Source organism: Kosakonia sp. YIM B13571 (genome assembly GCF_042788095.1).
In the GTDB taxonomy this organism is placed as follows: Bacteria; Pseudomonadota; Gammaproteobacteria; order Enterobacterales; family Enterobacteriaceae; genus Kosakonia; species Kosakonia quasisacchari.
The window spans coordinates 52,429-72,151 of record NZ_JBHZPL010000005.1; the positions used below are offsets into that span (position 1 = coordinate 52,429).

Consider the following 19,723-nt stretch of genomic DNA (forward strand, 5'->3'; position numbering starts at 1 on the left):
TTAATTGCCGCTTTTCGGGGGATTAAGAATAGGGGATGTGGTGTATCTTTTTGCACCAGATAAGGCGGGCAACCGTGCCGTACCAACTGTTGTAGTTGTTTGATGTTAATTTATTGTTGTCTATTTAATTAATCCTTTTATCCATTGAACTAATGAGAAATGGCAACGCAGAAAATGCAAAGGCAGCATACGGCTGTTTTTATTTAATAAATCTGGTGTGCGCTGTTTAATAATGATGAGTGTAATTTCCACTGAAACGATAACGTTTATTGATGAAGCGCGCTATATCCGCGATTACTTGCCGCTGGTGCATAAAGTGATGAAACAATTCACCTGGCAGACCAGCAGTGTAATGGATAAAGACGATATGTGTCAGGTCGCGCTGACCGGATTGCTCTTTTCATTGCGCCGTTATGGACAGCCGGATGCGAAATTTGCTGGTTACGCTGCTCAGCGCATTCGTGGGGCAATACTTGACGAGCTACGCCAGCAGGACTGGCGTCCACGCCGGTGCCGCCAAAAAATGCACAAACTCAACGATGCTATTCGTGAGCTGGTGCGCGAACTCGGTTATATGCCGAATTTTAATGAATTAAGCGCACGACTTTCTATTACACCCGAGGAGTACCAGCACTATTTATTGCTCGACTCCGCCAGTGAGCTGGAGAGCCTGGATAACGATGTCCACGCCCACGCGCTGGAAAGCCGCCCGCTTGAGGATGACGTGCTGAACAGCCGCGCATTAAAAAGTGCAATAGCCAACCTGACGCCGCGTGAACAGAGGATTCTGGAGCTGTATTACCACCATGAATTAAGCCTGAAAGAGATTGCCTCAATTCTCGGACTGACAGAAGCCCGTGTTTGTCAGCTTAATAAAGTGATGGTGCAAAAGTTACGGGCGTTTTTGACGAATGAGTACATTTCTTCTTCCGCTAAGGAATGAAAAAAGTATTTAAATTTCTAACCCTTTATTTTTATTAATATTAATGTTGTGAAATATTTAACTGTATCATCCATCGTTGCCCCCAAGCAGAGTGTGCTCCGCGGGTTTTTGGGGCTTTTTTTTCTTATTTTGCTTTCTGTGTTCCTGACCGGTTGTGTGCAGTCTAAACCGGTTAGCCGTACACAGGCGCCAACGATGCTTGCCGAACAGCGCAAGATCACCCGTGAAGAGACACTCGCGGCAACGCCTAAGTCAAAAGTTGACAAAGTTGTGCATCACCTTAAAAAACAGTTGGGTAAACCTTATGTCTTTGGTGGTGTCTCGCCGACGCGCGGTTTCGACTGTAGTGGGCTGGTGTTTTATGCCTACAACAAAGTGCTGAATAATAAATTACCCCGCACCACCAAAGGCATGTTTCATGACAAACGTTTGATGCGGGTAAGAACCGCGAACTTACGCCAGGGGGATTTGTTGTTCTTTCGCAGCAAATTACGCGGTCAGGTCGATCATGTCGGCGTCTACCTGGGGAATAACCGCTTTATCGAAGCGCCGCGCACCGGGTTGAATATCCGTATTAGTCATTTTCTTGATGACTACTGGCAGGATCACTACCTCGGCGCGCGTCGTATTCTGACAGGCAAACGCGTGCTCTGAATTCATGCTTCCAGCGCGTTATGAATTGCCTCGCCCAACTGCTTAATAACTTCGCGATTAGCGTCGGTCAGCGGCAGGGCGCAATTCAGCCGCAGGCAGTTACGGTACTTGCCAGACGCTGAAAATAACGATCCGGGCGCAATCTGGATTTTCAGGCGGCACAGTGCGCGGGAAACACAGACCATATCGACAGTTTCCGGCAACTCGACCCACAGTAAATAACCGCCTTGCGGGCGCGTTACGCAAATGCCGCAGGGAAAATACTGGCGCACCCAGCAGGTGTAAGTTTCCAGTTGCTGCTGATAAACCTGGCGCATGCGTCGCACATGCCGATGATAGTGCCCGTCGCGAATAAACGCCGCGACTGCCAGTTGTGTACCCGGCACATTGGTGCCGATGGCAGCGTATTTTTTATGTAATACCCGATCCAGATAACGTCCCGGCGCAATCCAGCCGACGCGCAGACCCGGTGCCACGGTTTTGGTGATAGAGCTGCACAGCAGCACGCGGCCATCAATATCATAAGATTTTATGGTACTCGGTCGCGGGTATTCTGCGGCCAGCTCGCCGTAAATATCGTCTTCAAAAATCACGATGTCGTGGCGCTGCGCCAGTGCCAGCACGGCCTTTTTCCGCGCATCCGGCATGATAAACCCGAGCGGGTTATTGCAGTTCGGCACCAGAATTACCCCTTTGATCGGCCACTGTTCCAGCGCCAGCTCCAGGGCTTCCACGCTGATGCCGGTTTCGGGATCGGTCGGGATCTCAATGGCTTTAATATCTAAACCACGCAGCAACTGCATCGTGCCGTAATACGAAGGGGATTCTACAGCGACAATATCCCCCGGCTGGCATACCGCCAGCAAGGCGAGCGCCAGCGCCGGATGGCAACCGCTGGCGATGACAATATCATCGGCGCTGACCGATGCGCCGCCATCCAGCATCAGCCGGGCAATTTGCTCGCGCAATTCACGGCGACCCGGCAGCGTGTCGTAGCTTAACGCATCCATCACCTGGTGTTGGGCGATGCGGCTCATCTCGCGCCACAGCGGTTTAAGCGTGGGCTGGGTGATATCTGGCGCACCGCCACCAAACGCAGCAATTGCTTTATCGGTACGGGCATCCAGCAGCGTTAGCACTTCATCCCACTGCGTGACCTCCACCGGCCGCTGTACCGGGCGCGACATCGCCGGCACGGGCGGCTTTGCCTTGCGTGGCGCGACAAAGTAACCGGAACGCGGCTGGGGCGTTATCAGTTGCAGGTTTTCCAACACCTGGTAAGCCTGTTGCACGGTGCTGATACTTACTCCGTGCTCCTGGCTCAGGCTGCGCACCGATGGCAGTTTCTCGCCGTGGCGATACAGTCCCTGTTCAATACGTTCTGCCAGCAACGTGGCCAGATGTTGGTAGCGTGTCATACTGTATCCTTAAAATTCACCATACAGATTTAAAAACCAGTACAGATTAGCGTGAAATTCGCGATTCAGACGTAGTTTTAAGCGATCTGTATGTTAAAGAAAAGTGATTTCTGAATCTGTATTGTCATGGGTGAGAACGGCGAAGATAGAGCTCTTTTCAGGCGAGGAGAGCAGCATGGAATTTTTTGAAAATCGACCCCAACGCCCATTTTCTGGGTTTGTTTTACTCTGGCGCAAACTGCAACGGTTACATGAACGTGTGAAAACGCGGCGGTTGCTGCGTGCGTTAAGCGACGAGCAGCTAAAAGACCTGGGATTACGCCGCAGTGAACTGTGATAAGTGCGATAACGCGCGGAGATAACATCTTGTTATTTCCGCCTAACCTGCGTTGGGCTATGCTTAGCTCCACAACCTGAAGGGGAGAAAGCCCATGCATTTTATGAACGAAGACGACGAGAAAAAAGAGAAAGAGACCGGTAACGTCTCGCAGCTGATGCAGCAAAAACTGTTGGATGCCCGCTCGATCATTATTTCCGGTGAGATAAACCAGGCGCTGACAGAGAAAGTCGTCACTCAGTTGCTGCTGTTGCAGGGTATCAGCGATGCGCCTATTAAGATCTATCTCAACAGCCAGGGCGGTCATGTTGAAGCGGCGGATACCATTCATGACATGATTAAGTTCATCACCCCGGAAGTGCACATCATTGGCACCGGTTGGGTGGCAAGCGCCGGGATCACCATCTTGCTGGCGGCTAAAAAAGAGCACCGTTATTCGCTGCCGAACACCCGCTTTATGATCCATCAACCGCTGGGCGGCGTTCGCGGCCAGGCAAGCGACATTGAAATCGAAGCGAAAGAGATCATCCGCACACTGGAGCGCGTTAACCGCATGATCGCTGAAGCGACTGGCCAGCCGGTGGAAAAAGTGAAACAGGATACCGACCGCAACTACTGGATGAATACCAAAGAAGCCATTGATTACGGCATCGTTTCCCGCGTAGTGAAATCCTACGGTGAGCTGAACCTGGATTAAGTTTGCTAGCTATCTTGAGGCGAGAATTTTTTCTCGCCTTTTTTCTCTTCACGCCCGCCAAAATACACTTCTCCCTGACACATAATTTCTGCACACTGTGCGCATTTCTCATTACGGAGTGATGGCATGAAAAGCAGTATCAAAGCGGCGCTGGTGATGACAGCAACGCTAAGTGCGCCCGTGCTGGCGGAGCAAAGCGGCGTCTCGTTTGACCATAAAGACTGGGAAGTGGTTTGCGACAATACCCTGACCTGTCGCGCCGCAGGTTACAGCGCGGAGGAAGAAGCCGCTGGTTCGGTGTTGATCACGCGAAAAGCCGGGCCAGAGACGCCTGTGACTGTTGATGTGGTGCTGGCGGAAATGGACGCCGATGAAACCACGCAACAGGCAAAACTAAGCCTGTGGATCGATGGCAAATCACAGGGGGAGATCTCCACCGAAGATAACGACAGCTGGCGCTTATCCGATGCGCAGGCCCGCAGCATGATCGATGCTGTGAAAGGTAGCGGTAAGGTCGAATTCAAAGGCGGTGCGAAACCGTTTGTTCTTTCCGGCGACGGCGCATATGCCGTGTTACTGAAATTTGATGATGTGCAAGGGCGCGTTGGCACACCTGGTGCGCTGAGTAAAAAGGGCGATAAAGCGGAAAGTTCGGTGACCCCTGCGGTTGCCGCGCCGGTGATTCAGGCGGTGGAAGTGAAAGGCGGTGAAGATCGCACGCTCACGAAGGCCGAAACCGCAGCGCTGAAACCGCGTTTGCTGGCGGCGCTCACCAGCGGTAATGAGTGCGATCGTCTTGTCTCCCCGCAGGAACCGGTTATCGACGGTGATAACGACATTACCCTGACGCCGCTGGATAGCAAACATGCGCTGATCTCCACCCTTTGCTGGCGCGGGGCGTACAACGAAGGTTACGGCTACTGGGTGGTGGATAAAGCGCTGAAAGGGACGCCGCAATTTATTACTAACTCCGCCTCTGATTACAGCGATGGCGTGATCTCTTTGGGCCAGCGTGGTCGCGGCATTGGCGACTGCTGGGCTTCGGCAGAGTGGGTCTGGGATGGTGAAACCTTCCGTAAGAGCAGCGAATCCACCTCTGGCATGTGCCGCTATGTGCGCGCAGGCGGCACCTGGGATCTGCCGGAATTCGTCTCGGAAGTGAAAGAGGCGAAGTAATTCGCAGTCCGATAAACACTGCATTTAGCGCTTTTGCCAGGTGCAGTGTTTTCCCTTTTTCAGGCCGGAGTACAACGCATGTTAAGCAGCCTCAACCACCTGACCCTGGCGGTTAGCGACCTTGCCCGCAGCATCGATTTTTATCACCTCCTTCTTGGCCTAAAGCTCCATGCGCGCTGGGATAACGGCGCTTATCTCGCCTGCGGTGAGTTGTGGCTTTGTTTATCGGTCGACGCACAGCGCCAGTATGTACCGCCAACACAAAGTGACTATACCCATTATGCGTTCAGTATTGATGCGCGTGATTTAGTACGCTTTGTCACTCGCCTTGAACAGGCTGGCGTGGTGAGCTGGAAAGCGAACACCAGCGAAGGCGACTCCTGGTACTTCCTCGATCCCGACGGGCACAAGCTCGAAGCGCATGTCAGCAACCTTGCCCAGCGGCTGGCTGCATGTCGTGAGAAACCGTACAAAGGGATGGAATTTTTTGACTAGGCTTTCGCAATCCATGCTCTTTGTTATCCTCGTTTCTTGATACTTACCCTGATAACTATTATCGTACCCCGCCTGTGAAATGAGGGGATCGCGATGACTGAAGATGAACTGTTCGCCCGTCGACCGCTGGGTATGCGTATGGCGATGGTTGTGCGCCAGTGGCGCGCGACTATCGATTACGCATTGAGCGATACAGGCATCACGCAGTCCGGCTGGACGGTGCTGATGCAGCTTCATCAGTTAGGGGATAACGTCTCCGTCAGTGAACTGGCGGAAGTGCAGGGCATTGAGTTGCCGCCGCTAATGCGCACGCTGACACAGCTGGAAAACCAGCGGCTGATTGTGCGTACGACATCGCCGTACGACAAGCGCATTCGCCTGCTGGCGCTCACCGCCGAGGGGACGCGTATGCTGGGCAAAATCACGCAAGTGATTGAAACCTGCCAGGCGCGGGCTGCGGGAAATATTCCGCCAGCGGATCTGCACGCCTTTAGCGACACATTGAATCAAATCGCCTGTAATTTGCGTGTGATGCGCGAAGAAGACAACAACACCGAATAAGAAAATCATGACGCCAGAACAAAAGTTTGCCCGCTGGGTAAGGGTGAGTATTGCCTCTTTCCTGCTGATGTTTGTCTATTTTATCGTTGCCGATATCTGGATCCCGCTGACGCCGGACTCCACCGTCATGCGCGTGGTCACACCGGTTTCCGCCCGCGTTTCCGGCTATGTCGCGCAAGTGTTCGTGCAGAACAACAGTCTGGTGAAGAAGGGCGATTTGCTGTTCGAACTGGATGCCACGCCGTTTAACAACCAGGTGGAAGCCGCGCAAATCGCGCTGGCACAAGCAAAGCTCACCAATCAACAACTGGATGCACAAATCGTTGCCGCGCAGGCCCGCCTGAAGACGGCGCAGCTTACTGCGCAAAATGATCGGGTAACCTTTGAGCGCTACCAGAACCTGAGTGCGATGCACAATGTTTCGCAGTCCGACCTTGATAAAGTGCGCACCACCTGGCAGAGCAGCGTGCAGTCGGTGAACAATCTGAGTGCCTCAATTGATGCGCTGAATGTTGAGCGCGGCGATCGCGATGATGCCCGCAACGTGACGCTGCAAAAATACCGCAATGCCCTGCAACAGGCGCAACTGAACCTGAACTGGACACAGGTTCACGCAGAGGCTGATGGCGTGGTCAGCAATCTGCAATTAAGCCCCGGATTTTATGCCGCGACCGGTACAGCCGCACTGGCGCTGGTGCACGATAAAACCGATATCGTGGCGGATTTCCGTGAGAAGAGCCTGCGCCATACGCGCGTTGGCACCGATGCGGCGGTGGTGTTTGATGCGCTGCCGGGTCATGTGTTCAAGGCGCATGTCACCAGCAGCGATGCCGGGGTACTGGCCGGGCAACAGGCGGTGAACGGCGAGCTTTCTGAGCCGCAAACCTCTAACCGCTGGGTGCGTGACGCGCAGCGTATGCGCATCCACGTCGCGCTGGATGAACCGTTGCCGAAACAGTTGCCAACCGGCGCGCGCGCCACGGTGCAGTTGTATAACAGCGAAGGCCTGTTTGCGCGTTTCTTCTCGGGCCTGCAAATCCACCTCGTTAGCCTGCTCCACTATGTCTATTAATACGCTGGCGCGGGTTTTCACGCCTCACGGCAATATCGTTTACACGGCGAATGACTTTCGCCAGACGCTGCGCATCGTCTTTGCCGGGATGATAGCGCTTAGCGTGTCGAGTTTTTATAACACGCAGTACGGCGTGTTTTACGTGGTTTACCCGGTGATGCTTTTATCGCTGGTACCGGTGTTTAACCGTCATGTGGCGAAACAGTTCATCTTTAGCGCGGTGATTAACTGCATCGAAATGGTGTTTATCATCGGCTATTTGTCGCGTTGGCCGCTGATTATGACGCTGGTGGTATTTGCGCTGTACGTGATGCGTTTTCGCTTTATGAGCAAAGGTGCGCTATTTCTGTTTGGTTCGGCAGGCGTGGTTTGCCAGAGCACGATGCTCAACTTTATGAGTTACCCTTCCAGCGACTGGCACACGCTGCTGTTTTCCAATATCGAAGCCAGCATTATGGCAGTAGCGCTGAGTGCGCTGATGAACTATCTGATCCCGGATGTCGAGCCGCGCACCCGTCCGCCGATGATCGAGAAAAACGCCGCGCGCGTGCGCCACGAATCGCTGCTCTCCGGCACTGTAGCGACAATGATTTTTGTGGTTTTTCAACTGAGCGATCTGAGCGATTCGTTATCAGCACTGATGGCCGGGATCTTGATCCTGTTCCCGATGCATTATCGCGGCGCGGTAATGAGCTCGGTGTGGCGCGTGGTCGGTGTGATACTCGCCTGCCTGTATATCCTGCTGGTGCAGTTGATCCTCTATAACCACAGCAGCCATATGTTGCTGATGATGCCGCTGATTGGCCTTGGACTGGCGTTCAGCGCGCGATTGCACGTGATGGAGAAAGTCGGCGCCGGCGTCGGTTTTGCCAGTGTGACCACCATCGGCATCATGTTTGGTCAGAACCTGCATCCGGACACGGATTTGGTGTTCAGCGATCTCTACCGCATTGTTTCCGTGACGGTGGCGCTGCTGGCGACCTTAACGATGATCTATCTGGTACATCTGATTTTGAATCGCTTCGAAGCCACACGGTTTGTGATTGAGGAGCAGTAAGCAGGAATAAGCCCGAAAACTCGGTGTTTATCGGGCTTAAACAGTGAGCAGCAGCGATTTTCCTGGCCTGATAAGGCACCGACTCATTATCCCACTCGCGTGAATTCGTCACCGTCACAGCGATAAATCGCCTCTGTGACATGCGGCATCATCCACTGCTTGACCGCTTCCGCTTCGCTGTGAAAACGGATGCATAACCCGCAGCCGCCTTTGAGCTGGCGCGGAATATCCTGCACACGAAAAGTGATCCCCGCCGACTGCATCGCTTTGCGCGTTTGCAGCACGCCGGGCGTGGTGTGGAACAGCAATACATATTCCGCCATTAGCGTTTCCCCTGCCGCTGACCGATCAACGCCGCACCCAGCGCGCCGGCGTACTGGGCGTCGTCATGCGTAAAAACATCGCTGGCAAGATGCCCGGCCAGCATGCGGCGAAAGGTAGCGCAGTGGCTGACACCGCCGGTAAACAGCAACGGCCCTTGCGTGGAAAGCCGCGAGATAAAATGCGCGCTGCGTCGTGCCATGGCGTTGATCACCCCGGCGAGAATCGCTTCCGGCGCGATGCCTGCCGAGCGCAGGCTGATGACTTCGGATTCGGCAAACACCGTACACATGCTGGTTAGCGGATGCGGCTCCACGCCTTCAGTAATGGTGTCCAGATGTTCCACCTGCGTACCCAACGTGCGGGAGATAACGTCCAGAAAACGCCCGGTTCCGGCGGCGCATTTGTCATTCATCAGGAAATCGGTGAGATTGCCCTGTTCATCCAGCGCGATCACTTTGCTGTCCTGCCCGCCAATGTCGATCACCGTGCGTGTTTGCGCGAGCAACAACCGTGCGCCAAGACCGTGGCAGGAGATTTCGGTGACCTGTTTATCAGCGAAATCGACCAGTTGCCGCCCGTAACCGGTCAGTGTCAGAAAGGGTTTTTCATCGAGCCCTGCGCGCAGCGTTTCCCACGCGTCGACAATCGATGTCGCCGGGCGAAACGAGGTCGGGCACAGGAAGCGCCGCACAATCGTCTCGCCTTCGAGCAAAATGCCTTTGGTGGTGGTCGAACCGGAATCAATACCCACGGTAAACGTCACGCCCGCTCCTTATAACATCTCGATAAACGCGGCAACGCGGGTGCTGAGCTGCCCGATATCCGCTGTCGAATAATCCGTTTCAATCGCCATATAGGGAATGTTGTGCTGCTGGCGGACATGGCGTTTAATCGCAAGCGATTCCACCGCATAGGTGTGGCAGGCCTGCAAAATCACATCGATAACACCATCGGCTTTGTATTCGTCGACCATCTGGCTGAGCAGCTTCAGGCGCTCATCATTAGGGGAAATACAGGAGCAGCCGATCGCCAGGTATTTGTCGGTCAGCGCGTCGTACACATCGCCGCTCTCGTCAACGCAGCGCTCGGTCGCTTTTGCGCCGGTACAGTTTTCATAGCCCACCACCCAGCCGCCGTTCTCCTCGATGGCGCGCACCACTTTTTCCGCCGCGCCACCAATCGGGCAACCCGTTATCAAAATGCGCGGACGGGGATCCAGCCGTTTACCCGCTTGCCACTCGTCGCGGATCCGTGCGGCCATGGTATTAAGCTCGTCGATCAAGGCTTCTTTATCAAAACGGAAGGTCGCGCCGTACACCACTTTCAGGATATCCGCACCGCTGAGCGCTGGCGGGTTGAGCTGCCCAACGCGGTAGAAATTCGCCAGCGCCTGGCGCTCGCGGTTTTTCAGCGCGATGGCTTTGCGCAGCGCGGCTTCGCTAATCGGCTGGCCAAAACGTTGCTCAATCGCGTGCTGTAAACGCAGGATCTCCGCTTTCCACAACGCGCGGGAAGCGGCGTCGGCTGCGCTGTTTGGCAACTGCATCACATGGACCGCTTTAAACTCCGCCATGTATTCATACATTTTCTTTTTGCCGTCACAGGTGGTTTCGCCCACCACCAAATCGGAAAAGTAGAAGTAGGGGCATTTGTCAGTTTTGCCAAAGCCGTAGCTGCTTTTGATCAGCGGGCAGAGATTGCGCGGCAAGTCTTTTTCCGCCTCTTCAATGGTTTCATCATTGGTTGAACAGAGGGAAACCACTACCGCGCCAGCGGCCATGGCGATCTCTTGCGGCATAAACGTGCAGTAGGTGCCAACCAGCGGGATCCCTTGCTCTTTGAGATCCATCACGGTGAGAAAACCTTTCTGGCGGGCTTCAGAAAACTGTTCGAAAACATCTGGAAGTGCGGTGATAAGCGACATGATTTTCCTTCCCCGTGACACGGGAGAGATTGAAAAGAGGCCGCATTATAGGCATGTAAAAAATGTGGAGATATTGATCTCTGGCGGATGAGAAGGGGAAAAACCGTTTTCAGTCAGGTCAGATTATTTTTTTGAGATCCATCTCTTCCTGAATACGCTCGCTGTAGAGCGCGTGTGTGCGAATCGCTTCGTCGATGCCTGCGTTATAAAAAGCCGGGCCAATCTGTTCAGCAATGAAATCGATAAAGAACTCGGCATCAAACTGCTCCAGTTCCAGCGCAAAATTCTGTTCACAATAGGTCTGTAATTTTTTGCGTAACTGCTCGCGTTCGCTGGTGGTGAGGGTAATGTCGGCCATCGTTTCTCCTGGCAACTTAGAAAGCGCTAACGTGCAGCAGCGCAGGCAACTGCGACAGTAAATAGAGGATCAGGCCGATCGTCCCGCCGACGAGCGTGCCGTTGATACGGATAAATTGCAGATCTTTGCCGATGTTCAGCTCTATTTGCTGCGACATATCCCGCGCGTCCCAGCTTTTCACGGTGTCGCTGATATGACGGGTGAGAAACGCAGCGAACTCCGGTGCCACGCGGTGCGCGGCTTGTTCCAGATGCTCATTCAGCGAGGCGCGCAGCGCGCCATCTGCCAATAGCGTTTCGCCGAACCACAGGCCCGCGTCGGTGATGCGTTTGTGCATGCGTGAATCTTCAGACTGCATATCCGCTTTCATCCAGTTACGCAGGTCCGCCCACATTTCGCCGACGTAGCGGTTAAATGTCTCGTCGTTTTTTAAATATTCTTTGATGTTTTCCGCGCGTTCGGCCATTTCCGGATCGCTTTTAAGATTGGCGATCAGCTTCATCGTTGCGCGATCAAACGCCTGGCGGATCTGATGCGTGCTGTCGGCATTGACATCGTCGAGCAGCGAATTCACCGCCTCGGAAACCCAGTCGGCACTCTGCTCACCCAGCCATTCGGTGGGCAGGATCTTCGCTTTCATTGGGTGATCGGTTTTCAACCAGTGCACAATCTGGCGGGCAATAAAGTCGCGGCTACTTTGCCGCTGTAGCAGCGCGATCAATTGTGCAATTAAGGTATCCAGCAATTTCTGGTGGCGATTGTTGCGGGTCAGGCTTTCCAGCAGCAGGGCGCTGGTTTCGGTGAGATCCACTTTGTCGATGGCTTTGTGCACCGCACGGCGTAACAGACGCTGGATACGGCTGTCGTCGGCCATCTCCAGAAAGCCGCTCATCACCTGCAACAGGTGCACACCCACGCGCTGCGCATTTTCGGGCTGGCTGAACCAGACGCCGATCATCTGTGCAGGCTGGTGGCGATGAATTAATGCCACCAGCGATTGAGTATCCAGAAATTTTTCCTGCACGAACTGGCCGAGATTGTCGCCGATCCGCTCTTTATTACGCGGGATAATCGCCGTATGGCGGGATATAAACGGGAAAGGCACACGGTGAAACAGCGCGACCACCGCGAACCAGTCTGCCAGCGCGCCGACCATCGCCGCTTCAGCAATGGCTTTCACCCCGCTTACCCAGAAGTTGGGCGGCAAGAAGAGTGTGGTGATAAACGTCGCGGCCGCAACCAGCAACAGCGACAGCGCGAGGCGCTTGGCGCGCTTGAGTTCTGCGAATTTATTCATGGTTTAAGCATATAACCCAACGCCGGGTTCTTGCAAAAGGTTAAATCCTAAGCAGATTGCGCAGCATGCTCCACAAAATCCACATCCCGAACGCCATTAACACCGCGCCTGCGACGCGCTCTATCCACCATACGCTTTGGCTCAGCCGCTGTTGCACGGCGGGCAGGCCAATCAGCGACACCACGGCTAAGTCCCACATCAGGACGACCATCACCATCCATACGCCGCTCACCGACTGCTGGAGCAGCGTGACGTCCGGGCCGAGCAGGGCGGTCATGAGCGCAAGGTAAAACAGCGCATTTTTGGGATTGAGCAGCGCGGAGCCGAGCCCGAGTAAAAACTGTTTTCTCAAGCTCGGGCACGGCTGGCGGGTTTCATCGACGCTAAGCGCCTGCGCGCGGCTGTGCAGCAGGTGCCAGCCAATCCACAACAAATAGATCGCGCCCAGCAGTTCAATGGCACTAAAGAGTGCCGTGAACTGGCGTAGCGCGCTCGCACCGATAATCACTATCAGGATATAAAAGGCGTTGCCTGCGGCGATGCCCGCGCACAACCCGGCGCTGCCGCGCAGGCGATAGCGAATCGCAAACCCCATTAACAAAAAGAAATCCGGGCCGGGGCTGAGCAGGGCGACAAAATGCGCCAGCGCCAGTGCCGGAAACGCGGTGGGAAATAACGCCATTGGGACCTCCACAGAAAAAAGTGAAGCTCACCTTAGCGGCGCGGCGGCGCTATTTATTGTCGGATATTGATCGGCCAAACGCGTACTGGCGCGGCGTGGCGGCGGTGTAGCTTACAAAGGTTCTGTGGAAATGGCTCTGATCGGCAAACCCGCTCTGGTAGCCGACATCCGCCAGCGTATCGCCCGCGCGCAGGCGGCTTTTGGCAAACTCAACGCGCGCGATATTCAAAAAGCTGCCCGGCGTCAGGCCGGTGTCTTGCTTGAAGGTGCGGATTAACGTCTCTTTGCGCAGGGAAAAAGCGCTGGCCAGCGCATCCAGTGTGGGCGGTTGCTGCAAATCGTGGGTCAACGCCGTCAGCACCTGCTGGCTTATGGGGCGCAGCGGCGCGCGGTGATCCGCACCGCGAGGTAATACGCTGAGAAGGGCCTGGAGTGCGGCGGGTAATAGTGGCGTGTCGTCACGCTCAATCATTGCCACGATACGCAAGTACAACTGGAATAACGTAGGGTCGCGAATCACCTGCTGTTGGCTGTTTTCATTCGGCAGGTAAAGCATATGGTAGCTGCGTGGCTGCCCATCAAGAGGGTTACAGCTGTGGGGCGCGCGCGGCGGAATGACAATCAGATCGCCCGGTTGGAGCAGATATTCCTGCCCGTTGCAAAGGCAGCGGGTTTGCCCCTCAACAATCGCGCCGATCGACAACTCTGCATGGCGATGGCGCTTATAGGCTTGTTGGCTGCGCCAGGTGCTGCGTAGCTCGACGCCCGGTAATGCCAGCGGGCGGCAAAATGATTGCTGTATATCGCGCGTCATCGACATGCTATGCCTCATTTGGTTGGCTTTCTGGTATACCACACCCCTTTATTTGTCGCGAAAGGCATTATGCAGAAGCCGCCACATATGGTGGGCGGCTGGCGTAAAGCGCCGATCGGAGTTACGCAGCAGGTGGCACTGAGCGCTGCTGGCGATGGGATGATCGAGCGGCACGGCAACCAGCGCGCCAAGACGAATGGGATCGGCGGCAGCGTAAGCAGTCATAAACGAGATACCCAGCCCCGCCTGGCTTAGCCCCATCGCGGTAGAGAACTGGTTGCAGCGATACGCCGGGTGGAATTGCAAACCCTGGCTTTTGAACATGGCATTCATATGGCGTTGCAGGCCGAAGTTTTCTGTCAGGGCTATCAATGGGTAGTCGACCAACTCTTCAATGGTGATACTTTGCCGCTGCGCGATGGGGTGTTGTGGCGAGACGACGGCACAGATTGGCCCCCACTGAAAGCTGTGGCGCTTGAGTTCCGGCGTACCGATTGGGCCAAAGGCCAGCGCCATATCCGCTTCGCCGCTGACGATATCGTTGAGCATCTCCTGCATGCTGCCCACCACAATATCGACAAAAACCTGCGGGTATGACTTGGCAAACTCGCGCATCACCCCTTCGATAAAGGCGGTGATCAGCCCGCCGCCAATGCGTACCGAGATGGTGCCGCCGCGCATATGTCGCAGATCTTTTAACTGACTTTCCAGCTTTTCACGCCGCTGGCGACTGGCAAAATAGTCTTCTGCCAGCAGGCGTCCCGCTTCGGTTAACACCACGTTACGCCCGCGCCGCTCCAGCAACGGAAGCTGGAGCGCACGCTCCAGTTGCGCGATCTGGCGGCTGACCACGGATGGGTTAATACCAAGGATATCCGCCGCACGACGAATCCCGCCCTGGTTACCCACTTCATACAAATAACCCACCTGCTTGTCCTGGAACATCCGCCACATTCCTTCTCAACTGTTGACTTGAGAGCAACAATAACATCATTAAGCGGATATTTATCATCCGGATTGAATAGTGATAATCGAAATAACCGCCCTATTTTGTGAGTGAAAGAAAATGAAAAGCTGAGTCTGTGTTTTTGCACCAAAAGGGTGCCCGATAACGGTGAGAAATTATTTTATTAGGATGTTCTTAGTGCTTAATTAAATAATTTTTCAGTTACTTTGCTTTTTATTCTCTGTATTTCACGGGAAGGTTTTTTATTGCGTAATAATTCGCGGTAAAAGATTTTTATTTTGGCGTCAGGATATTCAGGCACGGATCCTGCTTAGTAATGAGTCATTGTCATCTAATTATTTCAAAGAGAGACGTTATGAGTGAATCGAAAACGCTGGAGCAACCCGCGAAAGAGCACGCGGAAGAGTGGAAAGTCGGGCCTGGTGCCTGGATCTCCTTAGTGATTGTTCTGCTGGTCTTTTCCGGCTTCTTTTTCAAAGTCGAAGGTATGGCGTGGCTCGGAGCGTTTGACTTTACCACGCTGGGCGGCGCGTTCGGCACCATGAAGACACCCGAAACCAACACTTTTATCGGTAGCGGCGGTATCAGCGCGAAAGCCGGTTTCCTGTTCGCGCTGTCGCTGGTGCCAACGGTAATGCTGGCGCTGGGGCTGTTGGAAATTTTTACCCACTACGGTGCGATCCGCGCGGCGCATAAGTTGCTGACACCTTTGCTTAAACCGCTGCTGGGTATTCCGGGTTATACGGGACTGGCGCTAATTACCGACCTGCAAAGCACCGATGCAGGGGCGGCATTAACCAAAGAGTTATATGACAGCGATAAAATTACCCGTAAAGACGTAGTGATTATGGGAGCGTGGCAATATTCCGGTGCGGGGTTAATCAATAATTATTTTTCGATTGGCTCGGCGATGTTCGCTTCATTAACCATCCCGATTATTGTGCCGTTGGTTTTAATGTTCGTCCTCAAATTCGTGGGCGCAGCCGTGGTTCGTCTGGCATTAAATACTGCTTATAAGCGAGATTTCGACAATGAATAATTCTGCAAAAGTCTCTGGTAATCCATTCGATATTTTCGTTATTGGTGCGCGCAAAGGTTTTAATATCGCCATTAATAATCTGATGCCGAATGTATTAATGGCCTATGTGATCGCCGAAATGCTCAATTTACTCGGCGTGATGCAGATTATCGGTCATCTTTGCGCGCCGTTAATGGGGCTGTTCGGTCTGCCGGGGGAAGCGATTACTGTGTTGCTCACCGCCTGGCTCTCCTCCTCCGCAGGGACTGGCGTGGCGGTTAGCCTGCTCAGCAAAGGACAGCTTGATGTCGGGCAAATCACCATTCTCGCGCCCGCCATCTTTTTAATGGGTTCGCAACTACAGTATATGGGCCGCCTGTTGGGCGTGGCCGATGTGCCGAAGAAGTACTGGCCGTTACTGATGGCGGTCAGCATTCTCAATGCCGTAATCGCCATGCTGATTATGCGCGTTATTGCCTGAGTACCAAGGAGTAAGACGTGTCACGCACACTTGAGCATTTCAATTACCTGCATCAGATCCCGGAACTCGGGTTCGAAGAGTATAAAACCTCCGCTTATATCGCCGGGGTACTGGAGGCGGCGGGCTACCAGGTCACGCGCCAGATTAACAACACGACCGGCATTGTCGCGGTGCTGGACAGCGGTAAGCCGGGGCCAGTGCTGGCGCTGCGCGCCGATATGGATGCGCTTGGGCATATCATTGATGGCGAGCATGTTGCGCGCCACACCTGCGGTCATGATGGGCACTCCACGGTGGTGCTGACCACCGCGCAGGAAGTGATCGCCGAAGGGTTAGTGAAAAAGGGTAAGTTGAAGTTTATCTTCCAGCCCGCAGAGGAGCTGGGTACCGGGGCGATTGCGCTGACTGAAGCTGGCGTGCTGGACGATGTCGACATGCTGCTTGGTTTCCACCTGCGTCCGCTGGAAGAGTGCCCGATGGGCCAGGCGGTGCCGGCTATGTATTACTCGGCGTCTGCCACGGTGGAAGTGGTGTTCCACGGCAAAGCGGCGCACGCGGCGCGCCCCCATTTAGGCGTGAATGCGCTGGATGCCGCCGCGCATGCTGTGCAGGCGGTAAACGGCATTCATCTTGCGCCATCGCTCACCTGGAGCGCCAAAGCGACGCGTTTTCTCTGCGACGCCGGGGTGACTAACTCGATTCCTGACAAAGCGCTGGTGTGCTGGGATCTGCGTGCTGCAGAAAACGACGCCATGGATGCGCTAAAACCGCAGGTATTGCGCGCGATTGAAAGCAGTGCGGCGGCTTATGGCGCGCGGACTGAGATTCGCATTCTGAAAGAGATGCCTGCGGCGATCATTGATGATGAGGCAACCGAGGTGGTTTCGCGGGCGATTCGCAGTGTGTTTGGCGAAGCGGGCCTGACCGCGCCAAAATCCACGCCTGGCAGCGAAGACTTTTTCCACTACTTGCGCCTGCGCCCGCAGGTGAAAGGGGGATTCTGGGGGCTGGGTGCCAACCTGCTGCCGGGTCTGCATCACCCGGAGATGCACTTTGACCGTGATGCCCTGGCGCTCGGCGTGAAAGTGTTTAAAGCCTGCGTACAGGATGTGCTGGGTTGACGGTTACGGCTTCCTGCGGCGCAGCGTGGTCTCCTGCTCATAGGGCATCGGCGTGGGGTAAGTAATAAACTCGACGATGCTGCCCCGGGGTGTGCGTCAATAGCAAAAGCCGTTGCCTGCACCTTTCTTCAGGGGAAAACGTAGCGGCGGCGCGGTAAAAACGTCGCCGCCCGCCGCTTTAAAGCGTTGCCGCGCAACGTCGATGTCCTCGGGATAGACCGCAAATGTTGCAGACCAAAATCGTTGATCCACAGCGGCTCGCGCTGTTCTGGCCCGTGCATTTCGAAGAGTTCGATACCGGGGCCGTGCTGAGGTTTGAGCATGCGTATGGATGTGATCGTCGTACCCGGCACGAGGCGCAACGTTTTTTGCTGCGCCTCGTTATCAAGATCTTCATCTTCTGGCGAGACGGACTGATAAATCAGCTCTGCGCCAACGCTTCAATCAGAAAACGGGTTGCCTCTTCAATATCCGGGACGTACCGCGATGACATTCGTCGATAACGATCAAGTCGAAAAAGTCTGGAGCGACCTGTTTATAGGCTTTCTGATGCTCTTCATTTCCCGTGATTGCCTGATACAAGGCCAGATGGATTTCGTAAGCCGGATCGACAGTGCGCCCGGTTATCTTAGTCGTGGCATTACCAAAGGGCTGAAAGTCGTTGTTTTTGGTTTGATCGGCGAGGATATTGCGGTCGGCCAGAAACAGGATGCGTTTCTTATTTTTTGCTTTCCATAAGCGCCAGATAATCTGAAAAGCGGTGTAGGTTTTACCCGTGCCGGTTGCCATTACTAACAGGATACGGTTTGAGCCAGCGGAAACTGCTTCTACGGTTTTGTTAATGGCCGGGAGCTGGTAATAACGCGGCGATTTGCCGCTACCGTCGTCGTAATAGTCCTGAGTAATAACCGGTAGCTGTTCCTCGGTGTAGCCTTTCCAGGCGCAGAGTTTTTGCCACAGTTCGGCAGGAGAGGGGAAATCTTCAAGGTTAATTTCACGCTCGATCTGATCGCTGGCGGTTTTGTCGTGGAAGATAAAGCCGTCGCCATTTGAGGCAAATGCGAAGGGCACATCGAGAAGCTGCGCATAACCGAGAGCGTGCTGCATCCCTTTGCCGATTTCATGTTTGTTGGCTTTGGCCTCAATCACCGCCAGAGGAATGCCGGGTTTGTGGTAGAGCACGATATCAGCGGATTTGACAGTCTTACGCGCGGCGACCTTACCACGCACAATCACCTTGCCGTCGCGGAGTTTAACCTCCTGCCTGATTTGTACCGTGTCATCCCAACCCGCTTTTAAAACCGCAGGCAGAATGCGTTTGGTAATGATATCTGCTTCCGTCAGGTTACTCAGGTTTATGCCAGCCATAGCGTGCTCTCACTTAAAACAGGACGGTTCTGGTTTTACACAAAAACGTAACGCGTGAATGGATTAACACCGAACTTTCCCGACGCCTGTTTAATCCATCAATTTTTCTTCGTGGTTTGCTGACTAAACTCTACTCTTTAAGGCATTGAGTGAGGAATATGTTCTTATTTCTCGCGTTATCGAATTCAGGTTGTATGTTTTTTTGATAAACAATATTGCAAAGCGCTTTTTTACTTACTAGATAGTCTGATAAACCTGTCGGTATATACGCGATAGAAAGTAATGCTATAGCCATTCCCACGAATACGATTATTGTAGAAATGAACGTATTATATTTTTGGCGAAGATGATTAAATACAGGTTTTACGGTCAGTCGACCGAGGAGATAAAAAGTTAATAAACCAATAAAACCACCAAACCATAAATCAAAGCTGTTAATCGCTATATTAGTGGTGCCATTTTCTAATAATCGATTTAAAGCCATTCAGCTTAATATTAACGCCAGCAAACTAATGATCGACCAAGTCTGTATAACCTGAAGGAAGTAAACTTTATAAATTTTCCCTTCGCTTAAAAATGTAAAGATTGAGATAGTCGAACCGAATGCAATTGCAGCAGTCATTGCATGAATAAAAAGTATCACTTGAAGAGCTAAGAGATTAATAACTGAGTTAAAATCTGCAATTAAAGAATTATCGAGCATTAACCCTTTTATTAACGTTATTAATAAAAGCAAAGACATCAGCGATTTAAAAAGATTTGCGAGAGCATTTTGTAACGGTATGTACTCATGTTCTCCATCATAAATTTCAGGGTGCCTAATAAATGTTGTCATGTCGTGATAAAAATCTTTTGCTGGTATAATCTCAACTGCTTTTTGTAATATTTCATTTTTTATTTTCATAATTACTCCGCTGTAACAGAGGGTGGGGTTACGTTTCTATTTATATCAGAACCCT

General features: G+C 53.4%; 22 protein-coding genes and 2 pseudogenes. 12 read left to right on the forward strand and 12 right to left on the reverse strand.

Annotated elements, in window-relative coordinates:
* Nucleotides 1–232 precede the first annotated feature (232 nt).
* Together ACFX4O_RS14175 and ACFX4O_RS14180 are read left to right on the forward strand one after the other, a co-directional pair.
* Complete coding sequence (locus tag ACFX4O_RS14175; RefSeq protein ID WP_380208961.1) at nt 233–943, forward strand: FliA/WhiG family RNA polymerase sigma factor; 711 nt, start codon at nt 233–235, stop codon at nt 941–943.
* A gap of 195 nt (nt 944–1,138) precedes the next feature.
* Nucleotides 1,139–1,597, forward strand: coding sequence for a C40 family peptidase (locus ACFX4O_RS14180; RefSeq protein ID WP_235855265.1), 459 nt, complete (start codon nt 1,139–1,141; stop codon nt 1,595–1,597).
* 2 nt (nt 1,598–1,599) lie between these two features.
* Here the strand turns inward: ACFX4O_RS14180 and ACFX4O_RS14185 are convergent, their stop codons facing one another.
* Complete coding sequence (locus ACFX4O_RS14185) at nt 1,600–3,015, reverse strand: PLP-dependent aminotransferase family protein (RefSeq protein WP_200553251.1); 1,416 nt, start codon at nt 3,013–3,015, stop codon at nt 1,600–1,602.
* Between the two features lie 175 nt (nt 3,016–3,190).
* On the opposite strand from ACFX4O_RS14185, the gene ACFX4O_RS14190 reads away from it, so the two are divergent.
* From ACFX4O_RS14190 to ACFX4O_RS14220, 7 genes are all read left to right on the forward strand, one after another.
* Nucleotides 3,191–3,352, forward strand: coding sequence for a DUF1127 domain-containing protein (locus ACFX4O_RS14190; RefSeq protein ID WP_131412744.1), 162 nt, complete (start codon nt 3,191–3,193; stop codon nt 3,350–3,352).
* 103 nt (nt 3,353–3,455) lie between these two features.
* The gene (locus ACFX4O_RS14195; protein ID WP_380209221.1) at nt 3,456–4,049 is read left to right on the forward strand and encodes an ATP-dependent Clp protease proteolytic subunit; all 594 of its coding nucleotides are present in this window, start codon (nt 3,456–3,458) and stop codon (nt 4,047–4,049) included.
* Between the two features lie 126 nt (nt 4,050–4,175).
* Nucleotides 4,176–5,225: a DUF1176 domain-containing protein gene (locus ACFX4O_RS14200; protein WP_380208964.1), complete on the forward strand. Its 1,050-nt coding sequence runs from the start codon at nt 4,176–4,178 to the stop codon at nt 5,223–5,225.
* A gap of 78 nt (nt 5,226–5,303) precedes the next feature.
* Nucleotides 5,304–5,720: a FosA family fosfomycin resistance glutathione transferase gene (locus tag ACFX4O_RS14205; RefSeq protein WP_380208966.1), complete on the forward strand. Its 417-nt coding sequence runs from the start codon at nt 5,304–5,306 to the stop codon at nt 5,718–5,720.
* 93 nt (nt 5,721–5,813) lie between these two features.
* Nucleotides 5,814–6,281: a MarR family transcriptional regulator gene (locus ACFX4O_RS14210; RefSeq protein WP_380208968.1), complete on the forward strand. Its 468-nt coding sequence runs from the start codon at nt 5,814–5,816 to the stop codon at nt 6,279–6,281.
* A 4-nt stretch (nt 6,282–6,285) separates the two neighbouring features.
* Nucleotides 6,286–7,353 carry an HlyD family secretion protein gene (locus tag ACFX4O_RS14215; RefSeq protein ID WP_380209223.1) on the forward strand — a complete coding sequence of 356 codons (1,068 nt, stop codon included), beginning with the start codon at nt 6,286–6,288 and terminating at the stop codon, nt 7,351–7,353.
* A complete protein-coding gene (locus ACFX4O_RS14220) occupies nt 7,343–8,410 on the forward strand; it encodes a DUF2955 domain-containing protein (protein ID WP_380208969.1) in 1,068 nt (355 codons plus the stop codon). The genes ACFX4O_RS14215 and ACFX4O_RS14220 overlap by 11 nt, the downstream gene beginning before the upstream one ends.
* A gap of 86 nt (nt 8,411–8,496) precedes the next feature.
* Here the strand turns inward: ACFX4O_RS14220 and ACFX4O_RS14225 are convergent, their stop codons facing one another.
* The 8 genes from ACFX4O_RS14225 to ACFX4O_RS14260 all read right to left on the reverse strand — a co-directional run bounded on the left by ACFX4O_RS14225 (nt 8,497) and on the right by ACFX4O_RS14260 (nt 14,754).
* Entirely contained in the window at nt 8,497–8,733 is a 237-nt protein-coding gene (locus tag ACFX4O_RS14225) for a DUF3343 domain-containing protein (protein ID WP_380208971.1), read from the reverse strand.
* Nucleotides 8,733–9,497, reverse strand: coding sequence for a putative 2-hydroxyacyl-CoA dehydratase activator YjiL (gene yjiL / locus ACFX4O_RS14230; protein WP_380208972.1), 765 nt, complete (start codon nt 9,495–9,497; stop codon nt 8,733–8,735). Before yjiL ends, ACFX4O_RS14225 begins: the two co-directional genes overlap by 1 nt.
* A gap of 9 nt (nt 9,498–9,506) precedes the next feature.
* Nucleotides 9,507–10,658 (reverse strand): double-cubane-cluster-containing anaerobic reductase, encoded by a 1,152-nt coding sequence (locus tag ACFX4O_RS14235; RefSeq protein WP_131412728.1) that lies wholly within the window; start codon nt 10,656–10,658, stop codon nt 9,507–9,509.
* A 118-nt stretch (nt 10,659–10,776) separates the two neighbouring features.
* A complete protein-coding gene (locus ACFX4O_RS14240; RefSeq protein ID WP_131412726.1) occupies nt 10,777–11,016 on the reverse strand; it encodes a DUF2164 domain-containing protein in 240 nt (79 codons plus the stop codon).
* A 16-nt stretch (nt 11,017–11,032) separates the two neighbouring features.
* Nucleotides 11,033–12,313, reverse strand: a complete 1,281-nt coding sequence (locus tag ACFX4O_RS14245; protein WP_131412724.1) for a DUF445 domain-containing protein — start codon at nt 12,311–12,313, stop codon at nt 11,033–11,035.
* A gap of 40 nt (nt 12,314–12,353) precedes the next feature.
* The gene (locus tag ACFX4O_RS14250; protein WP_380208975.1) at nt 12,354–12,995 is read right to left on the reverse strand and encodes a LysE family translocator; all 642 of its coding nucleotides are present in this window, start codon (nt 12,993–12,995) and stop codon (nt 12,354–12,356) included.
* Between the two features lie 49 nt (nt 12,996–13,044).
* Nucleotides 13,045–13,815 (reverse strand): AraC family transcriptional regulator, encoded by a 771-nt coding sequence (locus tag ACFX4O_RS14255; RefSeq protein ID WP_380208977.1) that lies wholly within the window; start codon nt 13,813–13,815, stop codon nt 13,045–13,047.
* Nucleotides 13,816–13,857: 42 nt separating this feature from the next.
* The gene (locus tag ACFX4O_RS14260) at nt 13,858–14,754 is read right to left on the reverse strand and encodes a LysR substrate-binding domain-containing protein (RefSeq protein WP_131412718.1); all 897 of its coding nucleotides are present in this window, start codon (nt 14,752–14,754) and stop codon (nt 13,858–13,860) included.
* A gap of 377 nt (nt 14,755–15,131) precedes the next feature.
* On the opposite strand from ACFX4O_RS14260, the gene ACFX4O_RS14265 reads away from it, so the two are divergent.
* Genes ACFX4O_RS14265 through ACFX4O_RS14275 form a run of 3 tightly spaced genes read left to right on the forward strand, consistent with a single transcriptional unit; the run spans nt 15,132 to nt 17,396 of the window.
* Nucleotides 15,132–15,815, forward strand: coding sequence for a nucleoside recognition domain-containing protein (locus ACFX4O_RS14265; protein WP_131412716.1), 684 nt, complete (start codon nt 15,132–15,134; stop codon nt 15,813–15,815).
* Nucleotides 15,808–16,275, forward strand: a complete 468-nt coding sequence (locus ACFX4O_RS14270; protein WP_017457806.1) for a YjiG family protein — start codon at nt 15,808–15,810, stop codon at nt 16,273–16,275. The genes ACFX4O_RS14265 and ACFX4O_RS14270 overlap by 8 nt, the downstream gene beginning before the upstream one ends.
* Before the next feature lie 17 nt (nt 16,276–16,292).
* A complete protein-coding gene (locus ACFX4O_RS14275) occupies nt 16,293–17,396 on the forward strand; it encodes a M20 peptidase aminoacylase family protein (RefSeq protein WP_380208980.1) in 1,104 nt (367 codons plus the stop codon).
* A gap of 3 nt (nt 17,397–17,399) precedes the next feature.
* Here the strand turns inward: ACFX4O_RS14275 and ACFX4O_RS14280 are convergent.
* From ACFX4O_RS14280 to ACFX4O_RS14290, 3 genes and pseudogenes are all read right to left on the reverse strand, one after another.
* Nucleotides 17,400–17,889 (reverse strand): annotated as a pseudogene (locus ACFX4O_RS14280) (VOC family protein).
* Nucleotides 17,871–18,764, reverse strand: a pseudogene (locus tag ACFX4O_RS14285) (DEAD/DEAH box helicase family protein); the annotation flags it as partial. The pseudogenes ACFX4O_RS14280 and ACFX4O_RS14285, both read right to left, overlap by 19 nt.
* A gap of 484 nt (nt 18,765–19,248) precedes the next feature.
* Nucleotides 19,249–19,668, reverse strand: a complete 420-nt coding sequence (locus ACFX4O_RS14290) for a hypothetical protein (protein ID WP_380208981.1) — start codon at nt 19,666–19,668, stop codon at nt 19,249–19,251.
* Nucleotides 19,669–19,723 lie beyond the last annotated feature (55 nt).